The following is a 24,571-nucleotide window of genomic DNA, read 5'->3' as shown; positions in this document are numbered from 1 at the left end:
GATATATGAATACAATAAGAATTTTTGAGATAGATTTATCAAAGCCAAAAACTGCAAGTAAAACTTAATCGTTTAGCCGACCGGTTAGGAAGAAGACAACCAGCTTGCTAGAAAATATTAAAAAAATACTTACGCAATCCTATCCATATGAGTTTGACCTAAAAGAGACTTTAAAATCATCTGCCGGAATTGGTCTTTTCCTCTTTTTGTTTTTTGTATTCTTCAAACCCTTTGGCCTGGATCGTGCTTCAACAAGCACCCTGATCTTTTTTAGCACACTGAATGCAGTGACTTCGATTGCCATTGCGGCCTCCATTTCGATTGGCGGCCGGATTTTATTTCCGAAAAAGTTTAGCCAGGAAAGCTGGCGTCTGGTTGATGAAATTGGCATTACAATCGTTATTTTATTTTCAATAGGACTTGGTGTCACGTCGATTGTGATTTACATGGAGGGTTTAACGATCAGTTTATCAAACTTTGCAGCTACCTACCTGGAGATACAGTACTAATGTACTATTGGTCAGTGTTTTTCCGGTGGCAGGATTATTGTTTTTCAATCGCTATAAGCAGTTAAAACAGCAATCTAAATTAGTTGATGAACTGAATCGACAGTTATCACAGATTCGCAGCAGATCTCAGCAATCGGCATCACGGGAAAATGATTCTATCACTTTACTGTCCGAGACCGGTAAAGAATCAGGCGATCAAAATATGCCCATTCTTGGAGATGATCCCCGCCATTTAGGCAAGCAGAAAACCTTTGCGGCGACACCCGTGCAAATTGGCAATAGTACCCCCGGTTACATCTATGTGATTCTGATGGGAGAACAATACGATTCCGCTGCAGACATGCTTCGGGAAAGTTTTATTATCCGAAATACTTCGATGGGGATATTAGCAGCATTTATCACCACAGGACTTATTGGACTGATATTGTTTGCACTTTTAACAAAACGTTTTCACCAAATGACTTCCAAAGTCAAAGAATTTGAACGAGGGAAATATGATGTTCGGATTTCATCAAAATCCAGTGATGAGGTGGGTCAGCTTTCACAAGCATTTGATCATATGGCAGATACGATCACTGCAAATATGGAAGAATTAAAAAAAACCGACAATTTGCGCCGTGAATTGGTTGCCAACGTTTCCCACGATTTGCGCAGCCCCCTGGCATCCATTCAGGGTTATCTTGAAACGATCATGATGAAAGAAAATAGTCTTTCTGCCGAAGAGTCACGAAAATACCTGCAAATCATTTTCGATAATACCAAAATGCTTGGTAATCTTGTTGATGATTTGTTTGAGCTTTCGAAACTGGATGCACAACAAATACAACCACAAACTGAATCCTTTTCCATGGCAGATCTCACACAGGATGTTGTGATCAAGTTCAATCCCTTGGCAAAGAAATTAGACATTACACTCGATCTTAATCTAGCGAAGTCCTTGCCAATGGTTCAGGCTGATATTGCTTTAATAGAACGAGCACTTTCAAACCTGATCGACAATGCCATTCGATTTACGCCACCGCAAGGAACCGTAACAATATATTTGAAAAAGAAGGGCAACCAGGTTTTGGTTGATATAACCGACACGGGTCCTGGAATTCCGGCAGAGGAATTACCGCTCATATTTGAGCGTTTTTATCGAATTGATAAAAGCCGGGCAAAAAGTTACGGTGGCGCGGGATTAGGCCTTGCGATCGCCAAAAAGATAATCGAGCTGCATGACTGTAAAATAGAAGTGAAAAGCGAAATAAACCAGGGGACTACCTTTTCTTTTGGTTTGGAAACTCTCTAATTATAATTGAGTCTGCTTTAAAAACCGATGCCATCGCTTTTCTAAAAAAAATTGATACATAAAAACAAATACTTTTTAGAGCGATGGAATCGGTACCCCACCTTTTAGAATGAACTCATAATTAAAAACAAGCCAATTATTATAGCCGATAGAAATCTCATATTTTCCATTGAAGTTACCTACTATTAGGAAAATTTTTCTTATCTTAATCGGAATAGTTTACGGGCTATCTCAATATGGTCAATTTGTAATCGATAAATGTAAATCCCACTGGGAGTTTGCTTGCCATGCTGATCTCGGCCATCCCAATTTGTTTGATAAGTTCCAACCTGTTTTTGTCCACTTTCCAGAACTCTTATTTCCCTCCCTAATATATCATAAATAGTTAGTTGTATTTGAGATGGTAATGGAATAGTATATTGTATTTGAGTTTGCCCGAAAAATGGATTCGGGTAATTTTGTGAGAGTTCATAATAAATTGGAGCATCCAAAACAACTGGCTCATCTATATCTACAGTCTCAAATTTTGGGTGATAGGGATACCAAAGCTGCAATTGCCGGGCAACATGCTTCATAACGGTGATGCTTGACAGTCTATCCGCTCCCAGACCTGCCGCAAATGCAAGAACAACTTCCTGTGTGTCGCCAGGGGCCAGGGTAAAAGGACCGGAAGAAATCATAGTTCGTCGATCTCCCCCTCGCAATGAATATTCCTTTCCCAGTCCGTCAATATGTCCAGTAGCTGTTACAGGATTTCCTGCATACGGGAAAAAAGTAGGTTCAACTCCAGGAGGAAATGAATATCTAACATCAGGTCCAAATAAAGGCGCAAAACCTCTTAAAATTTTATACCATTGAATCGTATTGGTTTGGTAGCTTCCTCCGGGATCGGAAAATGGATTTCCCGTACCAAAAAATGTAAATGAGGACATAGGTAAGTTTTTCCAATCCGCAATTGTTTTTCCATTAAAGAAAGCAGATTCTCCTTGTGCTGGTATTCTTGGTCCTTGTAAATATAGATAACCTATTGAAGGTGGCGGCAGGTTAAATTTTCTAAATTCGTTATCCAGACTTATTTCGTTGTAGTAGTAACCAAGATTTAATGCAGGATCACTACCAACGAGATCGTCTGAATGGTTACCCAGATCTCCGTCCGTCCACAAACAAATATACATACTATCAAGCCAAAAAGAGCCTTTAGTGTCATTTTCAGAAATCTCAACGCCACCCTTGTTGATGATCTTCAGCTTGCGATAATAAATACCGTTCCAATTATCTTTGCTTTTAAATGCCCATTGCGTCAATTGCAATTCCAATCCTAACGGTTCAGAATCTGAGAATTTACGTGTTTTATCTTGGTCCAGATCATTAAATATTGTGTAGATTACCTGGTCTGCCGGGAAATTAGGTGTACCAGCAGAAATTCCCGGCTCATCATAATTGTCCGTGATTAAATCAGCTGCTGTGAAGTTATCGTCAAATTCTGGTGGTGGATCATAAATGTTATTGCCATTTCGGTCTATAAACGGTGCGCCAAATTGTACCGGCCATTCACGCCAATCTCTTGCATATTGAGCTTGGATTTCTTGTAGTTGGCTAGAAGTTACTTCTTTGGGATTAATTTCATTGGTTTCGGCAGCATCTTTGATCACTTCTTCTTTAGACATAGTTAAATAATCACGGCGAATTCGATAAATCCGGGACTCTTCTGAATCTGGATTAGCTGCAAATGCGGTTGCCCCGCTTCCAATAATCCGACCAGCACGGGTTCCGGTTTGGTAAGATCCTCCCCCCACTCGGATAAGTTGGTCGAACGGAGCCGGTTGTTGCATGTCAGAATCAATATAAGCCTTGCCACCCCAAACAAATCCATCCTGGTAGATAACCACTGCAGTACCTCGGGGAAAATGAGTTCCCACTGAATTACTCGGACCATGGTTCATTTGTCCGTCTGCCCGTAACCAAGAGGTTAGGTTATTAATGTTTAAGAGGGCATATTCTTTATTGAATGTGGATAATGAGTTAATTGCCTTTTGAGTTTTATCCTTCTCGGGAGTATAAGCGAAAGATAATCCAGCAATCAGAATACAAATGTTGAGTATTCCCATCCCAAGCCGTATACACATTGTTTTTCTTGTTTGGTCATTCATTGTTAGTCATCCCCGGAATGTAAAGCCTGAATTTGTTTTTCAGATAGTTTTATTTTAGTTAACGACATTGATTTCAGTTAGCGTTAGTAGAATCTAAAATCCCATTTTACATGAAGATAAAGATATTACTTGAACTGGGCAATGGTTATTTGGTTTGATAAAACTACCCAAATATCTTTAATGTCAAGAAATTATCTGGATTTGTATTCAAAAAAACAAAACCATGTTCCCCCTGTTATTTTTCTGCATTTTTCTGCAGGGTTATTTCGGCCGAGAACCGGTTCTGTCACTCCTTCATGCTGTCCGCGATAAAGTAAAAAGATCCCCGATAAACTTGTGCCCGTACGTTTTTAACGGGTAAGCATCGGGGATAACATTTTGGTAGTACTCGGACAGTCTCGAAGCATACGGAGATGACGATAAATGGTGTTTCCGTTTAGGCACTATTTATTTCGCCAGCGTCATTATCTTTGAACTTTTAAATTTGCCGGACTCCAAAGTATAGACATATCTGCCAGATGGGATCAAACTACCTGAATTATCTTTTCCATCCCATTCAACTCTATTCAATCCTCTCGATCTTTTATCGGATTCAATCAATGTTCTAACCAACCGGCCATTCAGATCATAAATTCGTAGCGAGATCGTTTCAGATTGGCTAAGAGAAAACTTAATGGTTGTACTAGGATTAAACGGGTTTGGATAATTCTGGTATAACTCATACGACTTAGGCGTTTTTGCAAGACCAGGCTCTTCAACACCAACAGTAACACTTACCGTAAATGTATCCGGGCTTGTTGTCGTAAAGCTGTTGGTTTCGCCTTCGCCAGGAGGAGAAATAAGAAAAAGGTGTTCATTGGCGTTTTCCATAAAAACAATATTTCCTGCAGCATCGAAGTCAAAAGATGCCCGGGATTGAACATTGCTATCATCACCATAAAAGTCATTTTCCGTGATGATTCGAATCACATCAGGGAAAACAGAGTGAATATCATCGACTCTCCAAATTCCATCTTCATCTTTATCCTCACCTGCCCTGGTAACAAAATATAAAATGTCATCGGCAGCAGAATTTCGATCGGCGCCGCGATCGAAAACCAGGTCATTGGCAATGAATGTTTTTTCTTCGCCTAAAAACCAAAACGCATCATCATCGGTTACTGGCAGGGTTCCCGTAAGGTCGTACCTACGGATACCGCGACCATCTGAACCCAGTTGATTACTCGCCCTTAGACTGACATATAGAAATCCTTCGTCATCCAAATTTATTTGGTGGGGAAAAAAGCCGCTAAATTGAGCCAATAACTCCATATCCCCTGCCTTCATTGAATCAGCCGTGCCAATATTGCCACGCCAGATTTTATTGTCTGCAGCTACATAAATTGTGAGGGCTTCTCCTTCTCCCTGTAGATAAAGACCTTTTGGATTGGTTAGACCTGTAATCACAGAAGTAATTGAATAGTCCTGGTTCAAACGTCTTATTTCACCAAATTGAATAGCCGAAACGTAGAATCGATCTAAAGCATCAAAAACAGCTCCGTACATGACATCAGAACCTCCACCCCAGTCGATTGTACCGCCATCGTTTATATCTGCAGCTACTAGAAACGGGTCATGGAATGAACCATCTGGATTGTAAATAGTAATGCCTTTTCCCACTTGTGGTAGATCGCCGCCAGTGTTGGGTGTATAAATCAACCCGAATAGGGGACTACTCATGTCTTTAACAACTGCACACCCTCGTGTAAAAATCTCAATATCACCGGAGTCAAAAAATACCCTCCAATCCGTGCTAGATGCATTCGGTTGTACAGCCGTCACTTCGTAAATATATTGTTTGCCAGTCTCGGCGCCAGTGCCATCCCAATCTACAGAATTCAAACCGCTTCCCATCGCCCCACCATCAATTTGGGCGATAATATTGCCGTTGGCAGCATCCTTAACCACGACAATTACTGAAGAGGCTGCAGCGTTTAGTAAGAAAGATATCTTTGCACCTGTCCCATCAGAAAAATTACCATCAAATGGTGAATCATCCGGGTTTATGATTTTCAGTTGGGAAGCGAAAACATTGGCGACAGCCTGGTTGGTTTTACTATAAAAAACACAACAAGAAATGATTGCTATGATGAATTGTAATCGTTTTTTCATGATTATTCTCCAATTCTTATTAGTGAAATCATCTTTAAAATAGTAAACAATGGTTCATTCTAAGAGCAAACTCCAACATGTTAAGAGTTGAATGCTCAACTCATGATTATTGTCCTTATTTGACCAGGATCATCTTTTTTTTAATTTTACTTTGGCCTGCACGTAGGCTGTAAAAATAAATTCCTGAAGCGAATTTGCCGGCATCGAAGTTGGATCGGTATATTCCCGGCGGCAGTTGTTCGTCTACTAAAGTGGTAATTTTTTGACCTTTAAGGTCAAAAATAGCGAGAATGACATGTTCTGAACTTTGAATCTCAAATTCTATCGTGGTTATTGGATTGAATGGATTGGGATAATTCTGTCGTAAAGAAAAACCGGTAGGTATGGTTTCGGCAACCTGCTCCACACTGACAACTGTGCCTAAATTACCATCAAAAACCCATTTTTCTATGGCCCAACCGTAAAACGATTGCGAATAAACAGCCGGTTCGTTACTCACATCAACATCATAAACTGAGGTAAAACCACCCACTCTGCCGTTGCTGCTGCCAGTACTATAAGAATTAGTATTATTAAAATTCCATTGAGCCACATCAATTGTATCAAGACTGGTTCCTGTAGCTGGATCAATGGCAAAAACACGACCCGTTGCATAACCCCCGCAGGTTTCTGTCGAACCGCTTATGCAGAGAAATGAATCGACAGCGGCAAATAGGAGACCAGGATTATCGAGATAGTCCATACCGAGGAAAGTTGTGGATCCCACCAGTATGCCATCCACGTCTAAATAGGTATCCGTTGGAGAAATAACAGCAGAAAAGGAATTATCCTGAGTGTAGCCATTGACGGGATCACCGACAAATTTCATAATACTTTTGGTTTCAATCATACTAACAAATACCTGGGCACCGTCGCCACTTGCTGCGACACCTTGATAAGTGCCGGGAGGAAGGTCAATAATAGTAGATGGAGTATCGGTGTGGCCACCTGCATCGCCCCATGTAGTTCCAGGAGAATTAATGGGTGCAAAGATTTTTAGTTCGCTATTTTTCCCATCGGTCCCAACGTGGTCAACCACATAGACATATCCTGCAGTGTCCACATCAATAGCAAATATATTTTCAGAACCCGTTTCCATACGGAAATCAGTTGGCAAAATTCCGAATCCGGTGAGCTCGAATACCAAAATATTGTGATTAGCGTCGTTGTTGGCCACATATACATAGCTGTTTTTCGCCCCGGCAATTTGCCAGGCTCCGTTCAGGAGTACCTGGTCAAGTCCAGAACTCCAAACCTCAAATTGACCGGTTGGGCCATATTCTTGCAGTGCAACCCGACCCACAGCTGAATCCGCCTCGAAATAACCCACCAGGTAGTTGTCGTCGAAAGTTCCAAAAATATCGTTGTTATCTGTGATTGAAGACACCAACGCCACAAATGCATTTGGCCCAACAACGGCTATACTGGAGGTTCGATCTCCCGTACCATTGCCTGGTTCGTCCAGAGTGACGTATCGCGTACTCCACTGGTTTGTTTGAGCCATTATAAAAGCGGGGGTTAACATCAAAAAAAAGAGTACTATAAGTATCAATTTCTTCATAACGATTATCTCCTTTTAAGGGGCAAGTATGGCAAATATTGAAGTCTGAAAATTTAGATATATGCCTGGCATTTTGAAAAAAGCCTACCTTACCAAGGACATGGTCTTCGTTTTAGAGAAATTCCCAAAAACCAATTTATAGACATAAACTCCACTGGTAACAGGATTTCCGTTTTTGTCCGTTGCATCCCATATCACACTATGTGGACCTCGTGAATATTCTTGATTATCTATCAGGGTTTTAACCTCTTGTCCCAGTGAATTGTAAATCTTCAAACTGATTCTATTCTCTAAAGGCAAAGTAAAAGTAATGTTGGTTGTAGGATTGAATGGATTCGGATAATTTTGTTCAAGGATATAATCTTTGGGAGTAATGACTATCCAAGCCGGAGGAGCTTCGTCTTCTACACCTGTGCTCAAAGTTACCGGAATCGATTGCGTCGAGTCGCCCCATTCGAAGACAAAAATTCCGTAGGTATTTACCGTAAACAATTCACCCTCGAGAATATCACCTTCTGGACCGCAAGCGCCTTTGTACCCCACTACAAGATCCCGGTTGCCATCATTGTCTAAATCCATGCCTGGATATGTATAAATGGAATTAAAAAGACCATCGCTCAGGTCATAGGCCTCATCGAGATTGAATTGACCCAGACGTCCATGGTTGGTATAACTGGCCGGATCCGAAAGAGCGCCGGAGCCATTGTATTCAATATTAATAATTTCCGGGACTGTGCTTACGTAGATATCAAAACCATCAGAGCCACTGCCATGATCCTGGTCGCCAATCGCCATGATGCCAAACTGCTCGACACCCTCCGAAATGATATGTAGATCCGATTCACTAACAAATGCATCATTGACGATATTGTCCATAACATAAATTCTTTGAATTCCTTGATTGGACCAACCCGCAGCAAATATGACGGCCACATTTCCATCGACATTGACAATTTCTATGTCGGCTTTTACATTAAAAATACTGGTTTCGCTGATCGGAACAACACTGCCGTCAGTATATGTATCTACACCCGATACTTCCAGAAAACCAACTCCGGCGCCAGAGTTTGTGTTCGTCCAACCCAACACAACAATTTCAGCAAATCCATCATTATCGATATCGCCAACGGCAGTGTTGACTGGTGTATATCCATCATCACCAAAATCAATAGCCTTGGCCATCCCTGTATATTTGTATTCTAATCGGATGCTTGCATCCCCACCGGTAAAGGTGCCACTTTCTACTTCTAATATATATAGATTTCCAGTCTCAAGTGTGCTGTCAAATACACGAGGTGTATAAAGCAACTCATTTTTGCCGTCGCCATCTATATCCTGTACTGTAAGTGGGTTTTCGGCACGTCCTACTGACAGTGCATCAAACAGTGGGTCTATCTCATCAAATTTGAGCTTGAACGCTGGTTCCGCGCCGTAGTCATTGTCGTTCCCGGTATACTCATAAAAATAAAGACCTCGTTGGGCGCGTGACAAACTATCCGTCGCGCTATAGCCAACCTGGAAAATAATCTCCATTTTTCCGTTATTGTCGAAATCTCCGACTGTTACTGAACGGGGAGTTGACCCACCGCCAAACCCACCGGGATTGAGCTTTTTAGACCCCCACACATATTCCAGGGTATTGTCCCCAACTACTTCAAAAACCAATATCCTGCCGCCATCGCGATACTCCGTTACAAGAATTTCTGGTTTACCATCACCATCCAAATCGGGATTTGCAGCCACATAGATTCCTCTACCAGCGGTACAGCTAATGGTATCCGGCGAAGTTAAGAAACGGTTATTTAGAGCTGCCAACCGAAAGCTGTTCTCTCCTTCAGCTTGACTGTAGGCTTCAGAGAAAATAGATGAAATCGAAAAGGCTACAATAACGCAAACAAAGATTTTTTTAAACATGTCACCTCCAGGATAATATTTTAATGAATATAAAGGTTTTAACTTGAACATGATAAGGTAAGAATGATTTTCGGACTTATTAAGACTTAATTTAGAAGTTATAGTATTTAGAATGTTTTTATAATTAACAAATTTGTAACTTATTGTCAACATTAATTTTTTATAAAAAGGGCAATTTAATTTTGGATTGTAATACAACATATTTTCTTGAAATGAAATATTAATTCCTTTATAATCTTTAACCATTTGTAATATTTCAGTCCCCGAGTCTTGAAATGCGGAGATCAACATGCTAAAATTTACATCATTTTGGACATTACATTTCCTATTCTTATGCTTATCGCTAACTGCCTTTGCAGGAGAAACCGGGAAGCTTGCAGGTAAGGTAACTGATGCTCTAACTGGTGAATCTCTGCCTGGAACCAATATTATTATCGAAGGCACTACCTTGGGTGCTGCAGCGGATATTAACGGTAATTTCACAATATTAAATATTCCACCAGGTATTTACCGGGTGCGATTTTCCTTTGTTGGCTATCGTACACTTGTAGTTACTAATGTACGGGTTAATGTTGACTTCACTACACGGCTGGATAAAAAGCTTTCATTGGCAACGCTTGAGCTCGGAACTGTTGAAGTTGTTGGTGAACGCTATCCACTGGTGAGAGCTGATCTTACCAACACACAAGTAGCTATTACTTCAGATGTTATAGATGCGCTACCCGTAGATCAAATTCGCGATGTGATCAGACTTCAAGCAGGTATTATCCAGGACAATTCCGGCAATATCCATATCAGGGGCGGCCGTTCAAACGAAATTGCCTATCAAATCAATGGGGTATCATTAAACAATCCTTTTTTTAACAGCCAGAATGTTGGGTTGGCGACAAATGCTGTACAAGAGGTTTCAATTTCAATCGGTACTTTCAGCGCCGAGTATGGCAATGCGCTCAGTGGTGTAATTAATTATGTAACCAAGGAAGGGGGTCCCAAACTAGGCGGTACCTTTAGATTCTGGACTGGAGATAATTTTAGCGGCCGAGACGATATCTTCTTTAACATAGACGAAATAGATATTTTTAATAATCGCCGTTATGAAGGCACATTGGGAGGGCCTGTTCCTTTTCTTGGCAAAAATGTTAACTTCTTTATTTCCGGAGTTCGGGTAGTTAATAAGGGATATCTTTATGGGATCAGGATTTACAACCCTGATGAGATTCTTTTAATTGCAGGTCAATCTTTCATAATCGATCCCTTTGGAAACGGCAAGGCTGATGGCGATCGGGAAATCGTAGCGATGAATACCGGTGAAAACTTGAACTTTTCCGGTAAATTGACCTGGAAACCTGATCCTAATGTAAAGTTAAGTTATGACTTGATTTTGGATGATGGTGAAAATTTAAGCTTTTCACGTACATATCGATTTAATCCTGATGGGCGGGCCACAAGATTTGATAATGGCACGAACCATTCTGTCGGTATGACCCATACGTTAAGCAGTAAAATGTTTTACACTTTGAAGGTAGGCCTTGGCTTGCGTTATACGCGTACCTGGGCATTTGAAGATCCCTTCGACCCCGGTTATGTTGCGAGTTTTGGCAGCCTGGTTAGTAATAATCTCATCTCACCGACTGCCTACCTTGCAGGCGGTACTAACCTTAGTCGTTCCTGGCGAAGAACCCGTTCCTGGAACGCTAAGTTGGACGTCGTCAGCCAGGTTCATCCGGTTCATGAATTAAAATTTGGCGGCGAACTTCGCAATCACCGTATGGAAACAGAAGTATATACGCTTTTGTATGATGTGGGTCAGGCGCAACCCATTATACCCGATCCGAAAGTTAACCCAGATTTCACTCAATACCAAGCCTATACGAGAAAACCGTTGCAGGCAGCAGTTTATATTCTAGACAAGATGGAACTTGCCAGGTCGTTCATCTTAAATATTGGTGCGCGCTATGAATTTTTGGATACAAAGGCACCCTACAATCCGGACTTGGTCGGAGCCGTGGATACCGGCGTTGAGAAGAACCTGGTTCAATCCACTCCAAAGCATCGCTTTAGTCCAAGAATCAGTCTAAGTTTTCCAATCACAGATCGTGGCATCATTCGATTTTCTTACGGGCATTTTTATCAAAACCCGGATTTTGCCAGCATTTATACAAACCCCAGGTTTGAAGATTTTGAATTTATCCAGGTGCCAACTTTCGGGGATCCAAATCTGGAACCAGAAAGAAGTATTCAATATGAAATGGGGCTTCAGCAGCAATTTACCGATGATATGAAAATAGATCTAACCATTTATTACAAAGATGTTAACAACTTGATTCAATCGAGAAGGGTATTTGCGGGTGAGGTTGCTGCCACAAAAGAGTATAATGTGGTTACAAATATTAGCTATGCCTATGTTAAGGGAATTACAGCATCATTGCTAAAACGGCGCTCACCGGGTGGATTGTTTTCTGCCTCGTTGGATTATACCTTTCAGGTTGCTGAAGGAGCATTTGATGATCCACTTAAACTTGCAGTTGATTCGCGCTCCGGACGTGATACGGAGCAGGAATTTATTCTATTATCACATGATCGGACCCATACTTTGAATGGCACTATGTCTTTAAGAAAGAAAGATAGTTGGATCATCAGCGCTATCGGAAGTGTCTGGCTTGGAACACCCTACACACCTTCGCTTCCATCTTCCGTTCAGACTGTCCAGTTTGAACAAAACAGTGACCGCAGGCCGACGAATATAAATATAGATTTAAGATTGGAAAAGTTTGTTAAGATCGCTGGTGCTAAAATGTCCCTTTTTCTGCAAATAGAAAACGCCCTGGACCTAAAGAATGAACGCTTCGTTTATGGCAGCACTGGCAATTCACTTAATTCATTAGCCGAGTCTACAAATCCAAATTTATTTAATGATTTGAGAAGAACAATTGAAAATGACGTTATGACAGGAGGTCAGAACTTCTTCCCGCTGGAATTCCTGGACAATTACTATAAGCGGGAGGACTGGTTAAGCAAACCCAGAGAAATTCGCCTGGGATTAACTTATAGCTTCTAGTTAATTTTTTCTAACAAAGGAAATAAAAAAAATGAGATGTAAACGATTCAACGTCACTGTCGTAGTTTTTTTGTCGTTACTCATCTGCATATCACAATTGGCTGGCCAGAGTCTTTCCAAGCAACAACTTAACAAATTAGACGATCTGAAAAATCTCTCAACACAAGAACGCCATGCGGTTATGAAAGAATTAATCAATGCGCTTAACAAGGCCAACCAGGATCATGAACACGAAGAACGTAAGGAAACAACCATTTCCGGGAATGAAATCAGGGTGCTATTGACGAATTGGGGATCAATTTCTACGCCGGCAGCTGACAACACCAATGCCGATTTAGTCTGGCCCAAAGGTCCAGCAGGCCTGGGATACGCCTACGAGTTTGGTCCTTTGGTTGCCGCAGAAGTGCCGCATGCAACGATACCTGATAGTATGATTCATATTGTCAACGACGGATTTATCAGTCCAAGCGACGGTGAATTTGAACCTGGAACTGCGGTTAAATGGGGTTGGCAGCCAAGGGTAGGTTTCTCGGATCCCGATTCACCCGAAATGGCTAGATTCTCCGATCTTGATACTGACCTGGATGGCAAGCCGGATAGTTGGCCGGAGCAATGGTATAATGAAACCCTCGGTCGATATGTTTGGCCTGCTTTTTTGGGAGATGATGCGACGACTCCTGATGAAGAAGTTTTTTATGTAATGGATGATTTTAGTAACGCGGAATTCCCATATTATCCCTTCCCGGATGATACAACCAAACGAGGGCTTGGTCTTGAACTTCAAGTTAGAATTTTTCAATTCAATAATCCTTTGGCAGAAGATATCATTTTCCTGGTTTATACCATAACCAATGTGAGTCCAAGGACACTGGAAAAGGTCTATTTAGGTATGTTTGGCGATCCTCATGTCGGAGGGCCAAATGATTTTGCCGATGACAATGCTTCTTTTATATCGGCTTTTAACGAGAGCTTCCCTTTTAATACGCGCAACATGCTTTATGCTTTTGACCAGGACGGCATTGGAGATGGCGGAAAAATACCCGGGTATTTTGGCTACCGCTTTTTAGAAAGTCCGGGTATTTCGGATGATGGATTTGACAACGACAATGACGGTTTACTGGATGAAAGCCCGTTTAATGATGCCGGTTCTTTTATATTTGGCGATATCGGTATTTATGGCGAACCCAAACTGCATTGGGAAGGAGATGAAGACGGTGATTGGGACGAGCGCTTTGACGACGTAGGTGTGGATGGTATCGCAGGTACTGGTGACTTTGGCGAAGGTGATGGCAAGCCGACTCAATTGTTTTATCAGGATTTAAATGAAAATGGTATACTTGATGGCGGCGAACCAACATCTGAATTCAGGCTTGAGGGAATGCGTTTTCTCGGCGGAGAGCCAAATTTTGGATTTCTGGATATAGCAGAATCGGATCAGCTGGGTTTAACCAGTTTTAATGCTATTTTATTTGGTGGTAACAACAGGCCCAAGAACGACCCACTTATGTGGCAACTCTTGAGCACACCCAACCAGCGGCCGGGAGATCCGGAGCCTGAAATCAGGCAAGAGGCGGACAACGTATTTATTTATGGCTCCGGACCGTTCACTTTACGACCTGGAGAAAGCCAGCGTTTCTCAATCGCATTGCCGCTTGGCCAGAACCTGGACGACCTGCTTTCTAATGCGGAAATTTCACAGCAGGTTTTTGAATCCGACTATCGCTTCGCGAAACCGCCGATTAAGCCGGAAGTCGTTGCCATTCCCGGAGATAAAAAAGTCACGCTTTACTGGGGTACACGGTCGGAAGAATCATTCGATCCGTTTATCGCTCGAGCTAACCCGGATGATACTGATAAAGGCTTCGATTTTGAGGGTTACAAAATTTACCGCAGCCGGGATTTTAGCTTCAATGACACTAAAACGATTACCGATTCACGCGGTGTTCCATTCCTTTCTGTCCCGCTGAAGCAGGCTAATGGCGTGCCCGCCCAATTCGATTTGATCAATGAACATTCCGGACTATCACCAATCGAGTACGCCAACCGGGGAGTGCGTTTTGACCTGGGTGGCAATACCGGCCTGGTTCACAGTTTTGTCGATTCCAACAATGTGGTCAATGGTGTTACTTATTTTTATGCGGTAACGGCTTATGACAGGGGCGACGTTAATGCCGGCATACCACCCTCGGAAACCCAAAGGACGATCGACAGGGATGCGCTTTCCCGCCTATTCTCGTTTGATGTTAACACGGCAAAGGTCATTCCTGGTCCACCTGCCACAGGTTATGTAGGTCCGGAGTTGGAAAATATTATGGGAGATTTGGCAGATAAAGTTAAAGGTATATCTACAGGAACCGTGAGAATTCAATTTCTGGATCCCTTTGCTGTTAAGGAGGGTAAACGCTACGAAATCGAATTTGATACATTAGCTTCAGCAGATGAAGTTGTTTATTCAGTAACCGATCTCGAACCTCAATCTGCGGTTTTTACAGCCAGGGACACTGTGTTTGTCAATCTACCTGCTGCGAACCTGGTTGAGGGTAGCATATCTGTAACTACTATCTCGGGAAGTCCCATCGATCCGGGTCTTTATGAAATTGATTTTTTTGAAGGTAGAATTCGTGGGATTGGTTCTGGCTCTCTTCCTTTTGGAGATGAATTCAAAATCACTTATAATTTCAGTCCTGTAGCTCTTAGCTCTTCAAAATCCGGTGATGATGATAATCCTGTATTTGATGGCATGCGTGTTTTTGTACAAGATGAAGAAACGGCTCTAAATCCTGATAAAAGCGGTTTCCTTACAATAGAGACACAAACTAATTTCCTGGTTGAATCACTGACCCTCGCAGGAGTTGGTAGACCCAATCCTTATCGTTCGGATTTTGAAATCCGGTTTGTTAATTACGATACAACTGACACCGGTGATTTGGTAACTGCTCCGGATACCAGCCAAATTACAAATGTTGCTGCACCATTCCGAATTATCGATACTGCAACAGGAGAACCCATTCAGTTCTTTATCAATGAATCAAACGTTAAATTCCGGAACAAGAGATGGGATTGGCAAGAGAGTATAGTACTGATTGAACCGAATGCTCCGCGTATAACTAATACTACCTACGAGCTGAAATTTTCGCCGCCTAGTGATACCGTCAAAACAGCGGACGGAAGTGCAGATTCGTTGATTGTGTTTGATGATCCGATTTACCCTGGCAATGGTGATGTCTTCCTGGTTTTTTCCAATAAGCCCTTCATCGCTGGAGATAAATACACATTCACCACACTTGCCGTTCAATTTAAACCCATGGAAATTAAAGATCCGTTGGCTGATGTGTATGTTGTGCCGAACCCATATGTTGCTTTCAGCGCTGCGGAAATAGCTGCGCCCAGGTCCGGTCAACGTGACGACCGTCGTCTGGAGTTCAGGAATTTACCCCAGGAGTGTACTATTCGCATTTATACGATTACCGGAGAGCTAGTAGATACAATCGAAAAAAATGACTTCAGCAATGTAGCGGTTTGGGATTTGTTGACTTTTGAGTCTCAAGAAACTGCATATGGAATTTATATCTATTATGTGGAAGCGCCAGGGATTGGTGAGAAAATTGGCAGATTTGCATTAATAAAATAACTGTAACTGTTCAGCTAATGGCATTTGGCTATTAGCTATTGGCATCCCGACGCTTCTGGATTGGTAAAATTAAGTGAGAAATTTTAGGACTCTGAATATTTGGCAGGAAGGTATTGCCATCGTTAAACAAATTTATTGATTGGCAGAATGGCTTTTGTTGAGGAGAAATACGGGTAAAAAGTCAAACCTGTCGTTCTGCTGTTTTCCGTAGAACAAAAAATGATAAACACTATCTCACTCAATAAGCTAAAGGCCAACAGCAAATAACTAATGGCTAAATAATTGCAAATAACCGTTATTTGCTAACGGGATATTGCTGAAAAAAGTGTGAATTGAAAGCGAGTTGATTATGCGTAAACTAACCATGTTCTCTTTGTTATTTTCTCTTTTATTTTTTGGTGTTCAGGAACCGTTACTGGCCCAGGTAAATAAGTCTGTCTCTAAAGTTGGAACTACGGTAGCACAATTTCTCAAGATCGGCGCTGGTGCCAGACCCATTGCCATGGGGGGTGCATATACAGCTCTTGCGAACGATATCAATGCCATTTACTGGAATCCAGCCGGCATCGCTCGAATAGGCGGTAACGGAGAAGCCACATTCAACCATGCCGAATGGCTTGCAGACACACAATATGACTTTGCTGCATTTTCAATGAACTTAGCAAAATTGGGTTCTATTGGATTACACGTTATTTCTTTTCGCACGCCAGATGATGTTGTTCGTACAATCCGCTCACCACAAGGTACAGGACAGGTTTGGAATTATAACTCACTGGCTATCGGTGTTACTTTTGCCAGGAATTTGACGGATAGATTTTCCATCGGTCTTACCGGCAAATTTATTCAAGAGAATCTTTTTAATGAATCAGCGAAAGGAGCAGCTTTTGATGTAGGGGTTCTATACCAGACACCGTTTAAGGATCTTAGCCTGGGTGCTGCTATAACCAATTTTGGTACCAAGATGAGGCTTGATGGAAGAGACATTTTCTTTAATGAAGACCCACTACCGGAGCAAGGTTCAGTTGATCAGGTACCAGGAAAATACCGAACAGAGAATTTCGAAATACCGCTAAATCTTCGTTTCGGACTAGCCTGGAAAGTAGCCCAAAACGAGGACTATTCCATCCTTGCTGTTGCGGATGGAAGCCATCCTAATGATAATGCGGAATATATTAATAGCGGTGTGGAAATCGCCCTTAGAAATATTATTTTTCTCAGAGCAGGATATAAGGCGCTTTACCTGCAGGATAGTGAACAAGGTGCGACTTTCGGCGTCGGTTTGCGCTTTGATTCGGTAGGTGCAAATCTAAAGCTGGATTTTAGCTGGGCCGATTACGGCAATTTGAAAGATGTTAAATTTGTTTCCTTCGCGATTCGATATTAGCTAAGATTAGTATTATTTTGGTTCTTTTATTCATCTCAAGCTAAGACCTTATCAAAATATTTTCTTTATAAAACAGATTATTCATTTTTTACTTGAATTAAATTGTAATTTATGTTTATTTACAATTCATATTTTCAGACAACATTCCAAATTTTTCTTCAAAATGGCTTATCTTAAATTTATACTATTTATTGCTGATTTTCTAAAGGAGGTGATTGAAGAAAATCATGCTAAGACGATTATTTTATAACTAAACATTCATTAATATTAATCACTTACGGAGGAGATTATGAAATTAATTACGACTCGCTTCCTGTTTGTCATTTCCACATTATTCCTTTTTAGCTTTTCCTTGTATGGGCAGCGTTTTGACCGTCGAGCAGAACTACCCGCATCTGATGTTGATCCTGGCGGTTTTGGCGGTATTGTGTCTGGCGTAGACTTTGACGGAGACGGAAAACCTGAATTTTATGCTGTTAACAATGGCTGGGACATAGAAGTCGGCCGGGATATGATTCCAAGAATCTACAAATACGAATGGAACGAAGGTCGCTGGGAGATTGTCTGGTGGACAGAAACCGATATCACCCTGCAAAATACTTGGCCAGCGTTGACCTATGGTGATTGGGATAACGATGGGAAGATGGAAATTATCTGGGGACCAGTCAATAATTTCGGATTTCAAGGTGTCTCACAAACTAATCCGCCTCGAGTACTTGTTTTTGAATCCGCCGGAGATGGCAGTGATGTAATGGGCGTTTTGGATCCAGCCACAGGAAATTACCGTCCTAACGCACAATGGACCATTGTAGATGGGGATGGTGTAAATATCCGTCCATTCCGGTGGTTATTACATGATATCGATAATGATGGTACAGAAGAGCTCTGTTCATCTATTAGACAAGGTGGGTATGCCTTTTTGGTAATTTCTGTTGATAATATCCCGGATGATGGCGACGGTTCGGAAACTTGGGAACTCGAGGCAAGCGGAAAAGACAGTGAGATCAGTGCAAATACATATTATGATATCGTTGCACATGATAGCAGTATGTACTTGTTTCGTAGCAATGGTGATGTTTCCACTGTTACCTACCACAGTGCCACAGATACTTTTAGTGTTACCAAGACCCAGGTTGGTTTAGTACCAGGCGGTTCCTGGAAATCCGCCAGTCTTGTTGATATTGATGACAATGGCGAAATGGAAATTGTCGTTGGTGGATGGTCCAGCTCTGCCTTTAACGAAGTTTGGGTGCTGGAAAAGGATGGTGACTCACTTTCGGCTAGCTCAATTGGCAGACCGGGTGATCTCAACGGTGGACGGCTTTACGGTGGTGATTGGGGCGATGTAGACGGCGATGGAAACATGGACTTCATCTTCGGTTCCAGAAGTTCAAACCCAAACGCTAGTATTTATCGTGTAGAGTATCAAGGTGGAGATATTACTGATCCGACAAACTATGAAATATCCGTCATCGATCACTCCATCTTGCCTGTGAGCGGACGTTTTGATGTTATTTCAGTCGGTAATGTAAACCGCGATGATAAAGATGAGATTCTATATGCAGGCATTCCTTCTAACGTGCCGCCGCCCATAGTCGTGCTCGAGCATGTCGTCGGCAATCAGCCGGTTATCCAAAATGTGGCGGATGTGCCTAACGATAATGGCCGTCAAGCCTGGGTTACCTGGTGGGGCGCTGCAGACGACGTAGGCGGTTTGCGTTTGGATGCGGGTCTTTCTGGAGCTAATAGCGTTCCGCCGGTCGAAACGGTCGGCCATGGTAGAGGAACGTTTACCCTGGATCGGGAGAATAATACGCTGTGGTATATGTTGGAGGTTTACAACATCGACAGCGTTGCGCAGGCGCATATTCATCTGGGTGGACCTGCTGAAGGTGGAGGTGTTGTAGCCTTTTTGTTTGGCCCCGTTGAAGCCGGTGGCCCGATGAATGGAGTTATTGCGAGAGGAAGAATCACAGCAGATGACTTGACTGGTGCGCTTGTAGGCGACTGGCAAGGGTTTGTGAATGCACTTCTTAATGGCAATACCTACGTCAATGTGCATACGGCGACCAACCCCGGAGGCGAAATTCGTGGCCAAATTTTAACCAGGCCACGTGAAGAAGATTCCAGCCTGAGTAAGACTTCCGGCTTCACGATAACGCACTATGTGGTTTGGAGAATCGATGGTCGGGGTCCGGGTCCGGTACCTGTGCAGGTCGCACGAGTGGATGCTATTCAATCGCCAAGATATGCAGCGGTGGTTCCAACGCTTTCGGATGGAGACAGTACGCGGAGCACTTACGTCGTCTCTGCACACACCGAGAATGTGCTGACACTCTGGAAATCATTCCCCAAGAGTGGTTTTTCGCTTGACAACTTAGCACCATCAGCGCCTACCAACGTCCTTGCAAAGGAAGTTTCAGGTTCGTTCGTTGAGCTAACATGGGATGAATCACAAGATGAAGATTTTAACTACTTTTTGGTTGTGAAAGGTACAGAGGCTGGTTTTAATCCCGAGACCGCAGAGAATATTGGCTCCACAACAGAAACTACCTTAACTGATGAAGCAGTATCCATTGGACAAACTTTTTATTATCGTGTAGCTGCAGTGGACTTCAATGGCAATCAAAGTGTATTCTCAGAAGAGGTATCTGTGATTGTTACATCGGTTAATGAGAGCTCACTTATTCCAACCGAATATTCTCTGGAGCAGAATTATCCAAATCCATTCAACCCGACAACTACCATAAATTTTTCCATTAAAGACAGAGGACATGTCTTATTGAAGATCTATTCGATGTTGGGCCGAGAAGTAGCTACCCTGGCAGATAAAGAGTACGAAGCCGGACGCTATTCCGTTGTTTTTGATGCGTCGCAAATGTCTTCCGGTGTTTATTTCTATATCCTCAGGGTGAATGGTATCACGCTTAAGAATAAAATGTCTCTGTTAAAGTAGAGCAACCTATTCTTTTTTCTATCTTTTGATAGATATTTGAAGAGGGAGGGAAATGATTTTCTCTCCCTTTTTTATTTCCCACGTTTTCTTTTACTACAATTGGGGCTATAACAAATAATGATTAAGACTGATTAAGATATCTGTGAATTCAAAAGTAATAGAGGGTTGGATTGTTGTAACTCGATTACCTTTTTTTCTTAATCGGGCATCTGATCAAGATTTGCATACTGTTTTAGATTAAACAGTCAATATTTTGTATTGATTGCAATAGTGGATTTTAATTCCTATCTATTTATAAACAGTAAGATAATCACAATGAAACAAATCATTTTATCTCTTTTAATAATTATTATACTTGTTAGCTGTAGTCATTCTGATGAAGGAAAATTCAAAGAAACTCAAGCTCCTCCTACTTTAACTACAACAGCACAACAGGATTCGACAAAACCACCTCAGGAACCTGAAGGGTTTAAGTCTCCACACCAGGAGCATAGTGAGCAACACAAAGGTGAACCATCGAAGATAAAGTGATTGACTTTAAAGAACCAGATACAAGTATGAAACAACCGTTTCTTTTCATTTTACTATTAATATTCTGCATTTCTGAAATTTCTTTTGCTCAAGAACCGAAAAGCATTCATCAAATGGAATGGGAAAAGCATCGCGACACACCCACTTCATTGGATTTAATCGGGAAGCCATTTGAGAAGATTATCCCTCTTGATAAAAGCCTGCACAAAACGAAGGGGTTGAATGCACGAGTATTTGGCTTTTTGCCGTACTGGAGCACAGCCGATTACCTGCGTTACGATCTGCTTTCACACATAGCCGCTTTTTCTGTTGAGGTAAATGCGGATGGTTCCCTGGGCAACGACCATGGTTGGCCCTGGGTTAATTTAATCAACAACGCCCATAGCAGGGGCGTGAAGGTTATTCTGACAGCCACACTTTTCAATGGTGGTAATATCCATACCTTGATCACAAACAGCACCTATAAAAACAATTTCTTTGTCAACATCAAAAATAAGATGCTGGAAGGCAGCGCTGACGGATTGAATGTTGATTTCGAAAGTTTAAATAATTCCGACCGGGGTGCAAACATCAATAATTTTGTGGCTGAACTTACTGAATATTTGCATTCACAAATTCCAGGAACTGAAGTGTCTTATGACGGGCCTGCAGTAAATTGGGGTGGGCACTGGGATTTTGCCGGCTTGGCCCAAAGTTGTGATTACATATTTATTATGGGTTATGCCTTTGCAGGAAGTTGGAGCAGCAATTCTGGCGCAAACGCTCCGTTAATCGGCGGTTCGATTAATATCACCAATACTGTTTTAAGTCAATATGGCCTGGTTACATCCACACAACCGGAAAAGTTGATTCTCGGCCTTCCTTACTATGGCCATCATTGGAAGACACAAACAGACCAGCCCGGCTCGTCAACATCTGACTTTATAGGATCAGTATTTTTTGATTCTGCTTTGTCTGGCGCTCAAACTTATGGATTAATATGGGATACTCAATCTCAAACCCCCTGGTACAATTGGCATGACGGCTCAGATTTTCACCAGGTTTGGTTTGATAATGACTCCAGTCTCAGTATGAAATATGATCTGGCCATCGCTAATAATTTCTCGGGTATCGGAATGTGGGCGTTGGGCTATGACGGCAATCGTCAGGAGTTATGGGACGCGATCGATTTCAAGTTTGGCAGCGGCCAATTACCAGCGCCAAGCGTGCCCTTATCCTTAAGAATATTGCATGAAAGTGAATCTTCACTTCGAATCCAATTCGAACCAGCCAATCGGGCAACCGGGTATTTTGTTTATTTAAGCACAGATGGTGTTTCATTCCCTGATTCGGTTTTTCTATCCACACCCGACGCGGTCATCAATAATTTAAATTCAGGAGAGCTTTGTTTTGTACGAGTGCGAGCAATCAATTCAACAGGCCTGTCACAGCCCACTGAAGTGCTAGCCGCAATCCCTTCAAGTGATTCGCATAAGGTATTGGTTGTAAATGGCTTTGATCGTACCGGAGGAACGAGCAATACATTTGATTTTATTCGTCAGCATGGACAAGCGATTCATCGCTTTGGAATGTCCTTTTCCTCAACCAGCAATGAAGCGGTTTTTAAAGATGGCGTTGCGCTGGATAATTTTGAGATTGTCGATTGGATCTTAGGAGATGAGAGTACCGCCGATGATACTTTTAACCAGCTCGAACAGGAGCGGTTAAAGACATTTTTACGGAATGGTGGCAAATTATTTATTTCCGGCGCCGAGATTGGCTGGGATTTGCAAAGGGGTTCGTCTGCAGATGCCAGTTTTTATAATGATTTTCTGAAAGCACAGTACATCGCCGATGCTCCTAATGGGAGAAGTAGTACTTATTATAGTGCAGAACCAATAAGTGGAACAATCCTGGAAGGAGTAAGTCCTTTTAATTTCGACGATGGTACACATGGCAGTTTTGATGTTGACTGGCCGGATGCGATCAAAGGGATTAACGGCGGCTTAAATTGTTTAAAATACACTAATGTGAACACAAGCAGTGGAGTAGCAGGTATCTACTATGATGGCCTTTTTCCCCAGGGTGTCAATGCCGGTAAACTGGTCCATTTTGGCATCCCTTTTGAAACGATTTATCCTGAAGAGGATCGAATCGCCATCATGCGCAAAATCCTCAATTTCTTCGATGGTATTCAAGACAATGGCTCATTGCCTCCGGAGCAGTTTTCTCTTTTCCAAAATTATCCTAATCCCTTTAACCCATCGACGACAATCAGTTTTTTCTTGCCAAAACCAGGAGAGGTATCCATTGAAATTTTCAATACCCTGGGACAACGGATAAAAATGGTAAGTATCGATTTCTCTTCTGCCGGATATAAGGAATGGCGTTGGGATGGCAACAATGATCTCTTTCAGCGAGTTCCTTCAGGAACTTATTTTTATCGAGTAAACTTTTTTACTCTAAATGGAAACCGATTTCAGGAAGAGAAAAAAATGTTAATCTTGAAATAAAATTGTAATTCTTTTTTGACAGGATTAACAAGATATACTGAATATTTATCCTGATAATCCTGATAATCCTGTTTATCCTGTCCCAAAATGAACATCTAGATTAGTTAATTAAAGTATATTTTTTTGTTTGCAGTCTTAACCTGCGCTATGAATTAAGCAGATTAGTTTAATGGTTACTAATTGTAAATCCTTATGCAAAATCTTGAAATTACTAGAAAGTCGGTTTTAACTAATACTCTAAATCAGGTTTCCGGATTTCACATGTCATCAAGTCAGAAATTGTATTTGCTTTCATTATTGATCTTCTTGTCCCCGTTACAGCTTTTTTGTCAAAAGACAATTTCAAAAAAGATTTTTTCGAAGGATCCCCAATCGCAATATAAGGGTGAAAATGTTCTGTCCTGGCATGTAAATCTGGATAGTGAAAAAACAGGTCAATTGATCTCTGTATCCGATCGGCTAATTACTTTTCAGGGAATCAGTCATAATATTTTAGCTTTGCCTGAGGGATTTATAAAGACAAAATTCGCTCAAGATGGATCGGGTATTTGTATTCTAAGCGCAAAGAATTTACAGAACGATCGCGATAAAATGCTAACCTTGCAATTCTATTCAGATAGGGCTGAGCTCATCTTCGAACTTAACCAAAAGCATGTGTATGACGAACCCATTCCCGAAGTTTTTGTATTCAATGAAAACAGGGGCTTTCTTTTAGGCAATAACGCTGTCGGGAAATTGTGGTTTTATGACAATCAAGGAAGATTAGAAAATGAGATTGATCTGTTTCCGGGTGCAAAATTTGACCTTGAACGCATCTTGTCAATAGATGCCTCAGGCGATACCAGGTTAATTGCAGTGCTGGCGACCAGGCGATCTGCCTCGCCGATGGATTCAGGTGTGCCAA

At 41.8% G+C, this 24,571-nt stretch carries 13 protein-coding genes; 9 read left to right on the top strand and 4 right to left on the bottom strand.

Features of this window, described 5'->3' with window-relative positions:
* Positions 1-104: 104 nt before the first annotated feature.
* Both IIC38_12315 and IIC38_12310 read left to right on the top strand, forming a co-directional pair.
* Positions 105-509 (top strand): hypothetical protein, encoded by a 405-nt coding sequence (locus IIC38_12315; GenBank protein ID MCH8126732.1) that lies wholly within the window; start codon positions 105-107, stop codon positions 507-509.
* Complete coding sequence (locus tag IIC38_12310; GenBank protein MCH8126731.1) at positions 478-1,800, top strand: HAMP domain-containing protein; 1,323 nt, start codon at positions 478-480, stop codon at positions 1,798-1,800. Before IIC38_12315 ends, IIC38_12310 begins: the two co-directional genes overlap by 32 nt.
* 200 nt (positions 1,801-2,000) lie before the next feature.
* Here IIC38_12310 and IIC38_12305 read toward each other — a convergent pair whose 3' ends face one another.
* The 4 genes from IIC38_12305 to IIC38_12290 form a co-directional block, all read right to left on the bottom strand.
* Positions 2,001-3,950: a T9SS type A sorting domain-containing protein gene (locus IIC38_12305; protein MCH8126730.1), complete on the bottom strand. Its 1,950-nt coding sequence runs from the start codon at positions 3,948-3,950 to the stop codon at positions 2,001-2,003.
* Between the two features lie 447 nt (positions 3,951-4,397).
* Complete coding sequence (locus IIC38_12300) at positions 4,398-6,101, bottom strand: T9SS type A sorting domain-containing protein (GenBank protein ID MCH8126729.1); 1,704 nt, start codon at positions 6,099-6,101, stop codon at positions 4,398-4,400.
* A gap of 115 nt (positions 6,102-6,216) precedes the next feature.
* Positions 6,217-7,701 (bottom strand): T9SS type A sorting domain-containing protein, encoded by a 1,485-nt coding sequence (locus IIC38_12295; GenBank protein MCH8126728.1) that lies wholly within the window; start codon positions 7,699-7,701, stop codon positions 6,217-6,219.
* An 84-nt stretch (positions 7,702-7,785) separates the two neighbouring features.
* On the bottom strand, positions 7,786-9,615 hold the full coding sequence (locus IIC38_12290; protein MCH8126727.1) for a T9SS type A sorting domain-containing protein: 1,830 nt from the start codon (positions 9,613-9,615) through the stop codon (positions 7,786-7,788).
* 289 nt (positions 9,616-9,904) lie between these two features.
* On the opposite strand from IIC38_12290, the gene IIC38_12285 reads away from it, so the two are divergent.
* The 7 genes from IIC38_12285 to IIC38_12255 form a co-directional block, all read left to right on the top strand.
* Positions 9,905-12,673: a TonB-dependent receptor gene (locus IIC38_12285; GenBank protein MCH8126726.1), complete on the top strand. Its 2,769-nt coding sequence runs from the start codon at positions 9,905-9,907 to the stop codon at positions 12,671-12,673.
* A gap of 31 nt (positions 12,674-12,704) precedes the next feature.
* The gene (locus tag IIC38_12280; protein ID MCH8126725.1) at positions 12,705-16,304 is read left to right on the top strand and encodes a hypothetical protein; all 3,600 of its coding nucleotides are present in this window, start codon (positions 12,705-12,707) and stop codon (positions 16,302-16,304) included.
* A gap of 349 nt (positions 16,305-16,653) precedes the next feature.
* Positions 16,654-17,688 carry a PorV/PorQ family protein gene (locus IIC38_12275; GenBank protein ID MCH8126724.1) on the top strand — a complete coding sequence of 345 codons (1,035 nt, stop codon included), beginning with the start codon at positions 16,654-16,656 and terminating at the stop codon, positions 17,686-17,688.
* A gap of 289 nt (positions 17,689-17,977) precedes the next feature.
* Positions 17,978-20,644, top strand: a complete 2,667-nt coding sequence (locus tag IIC38_12270) for a CHRD domain-containing protein (protein MCH8126723.1) — start codon at positions 17,978-17,980, stop codon at positions 20,642-20,644.
* A 315-nt stretch (positions 20,645-20,959) separates the two neighbouring features.
* A complete protein-coding gene (locus tag IIC38_12265; GenBank protein ID MCH8126722.1) occupies positions 20,960-21,175 on the top strand; it encodes a hypothetical protein in 216 nt (71 codons plus the stop codon).
* Positions 21,176-21,288: 113 nt separating this feature from the next.
* Positions 21,289-23,667: a T9SS type A sorting domain-containing protein gene (locus tag IIC38_12260; protein ID MCH8126721.1), complete on the top strand. Its 2,379-nt coding sequence runs from the start codon at positions 21,289-21,291 to the stop codon at positions 23,665-23,667.
* 261 nt (positions 23,668-23,928) lie between these two features.
* Positions 23,929-24,571 (top strand): hypothetical protein (locus IIC38_12255; protein ID MCH8126720.1); only part of this gene is annotated, 643 nt, incomplete at its 3' end.

The organism is candidate division KSB1 bacterium (assembly GCA_022566355.1).
Taxonomy (GTDB): domain Bacteria; phylum Zhuqueibacterota; class JdFR-76; order JdFR-76; family DREG01; genus JADFJB01.
The sequence above is the reverse complement of the archived record's forward strand: the minus strand, read 5'-3'. Positions and strand labels throughout refer to the sequence as shown.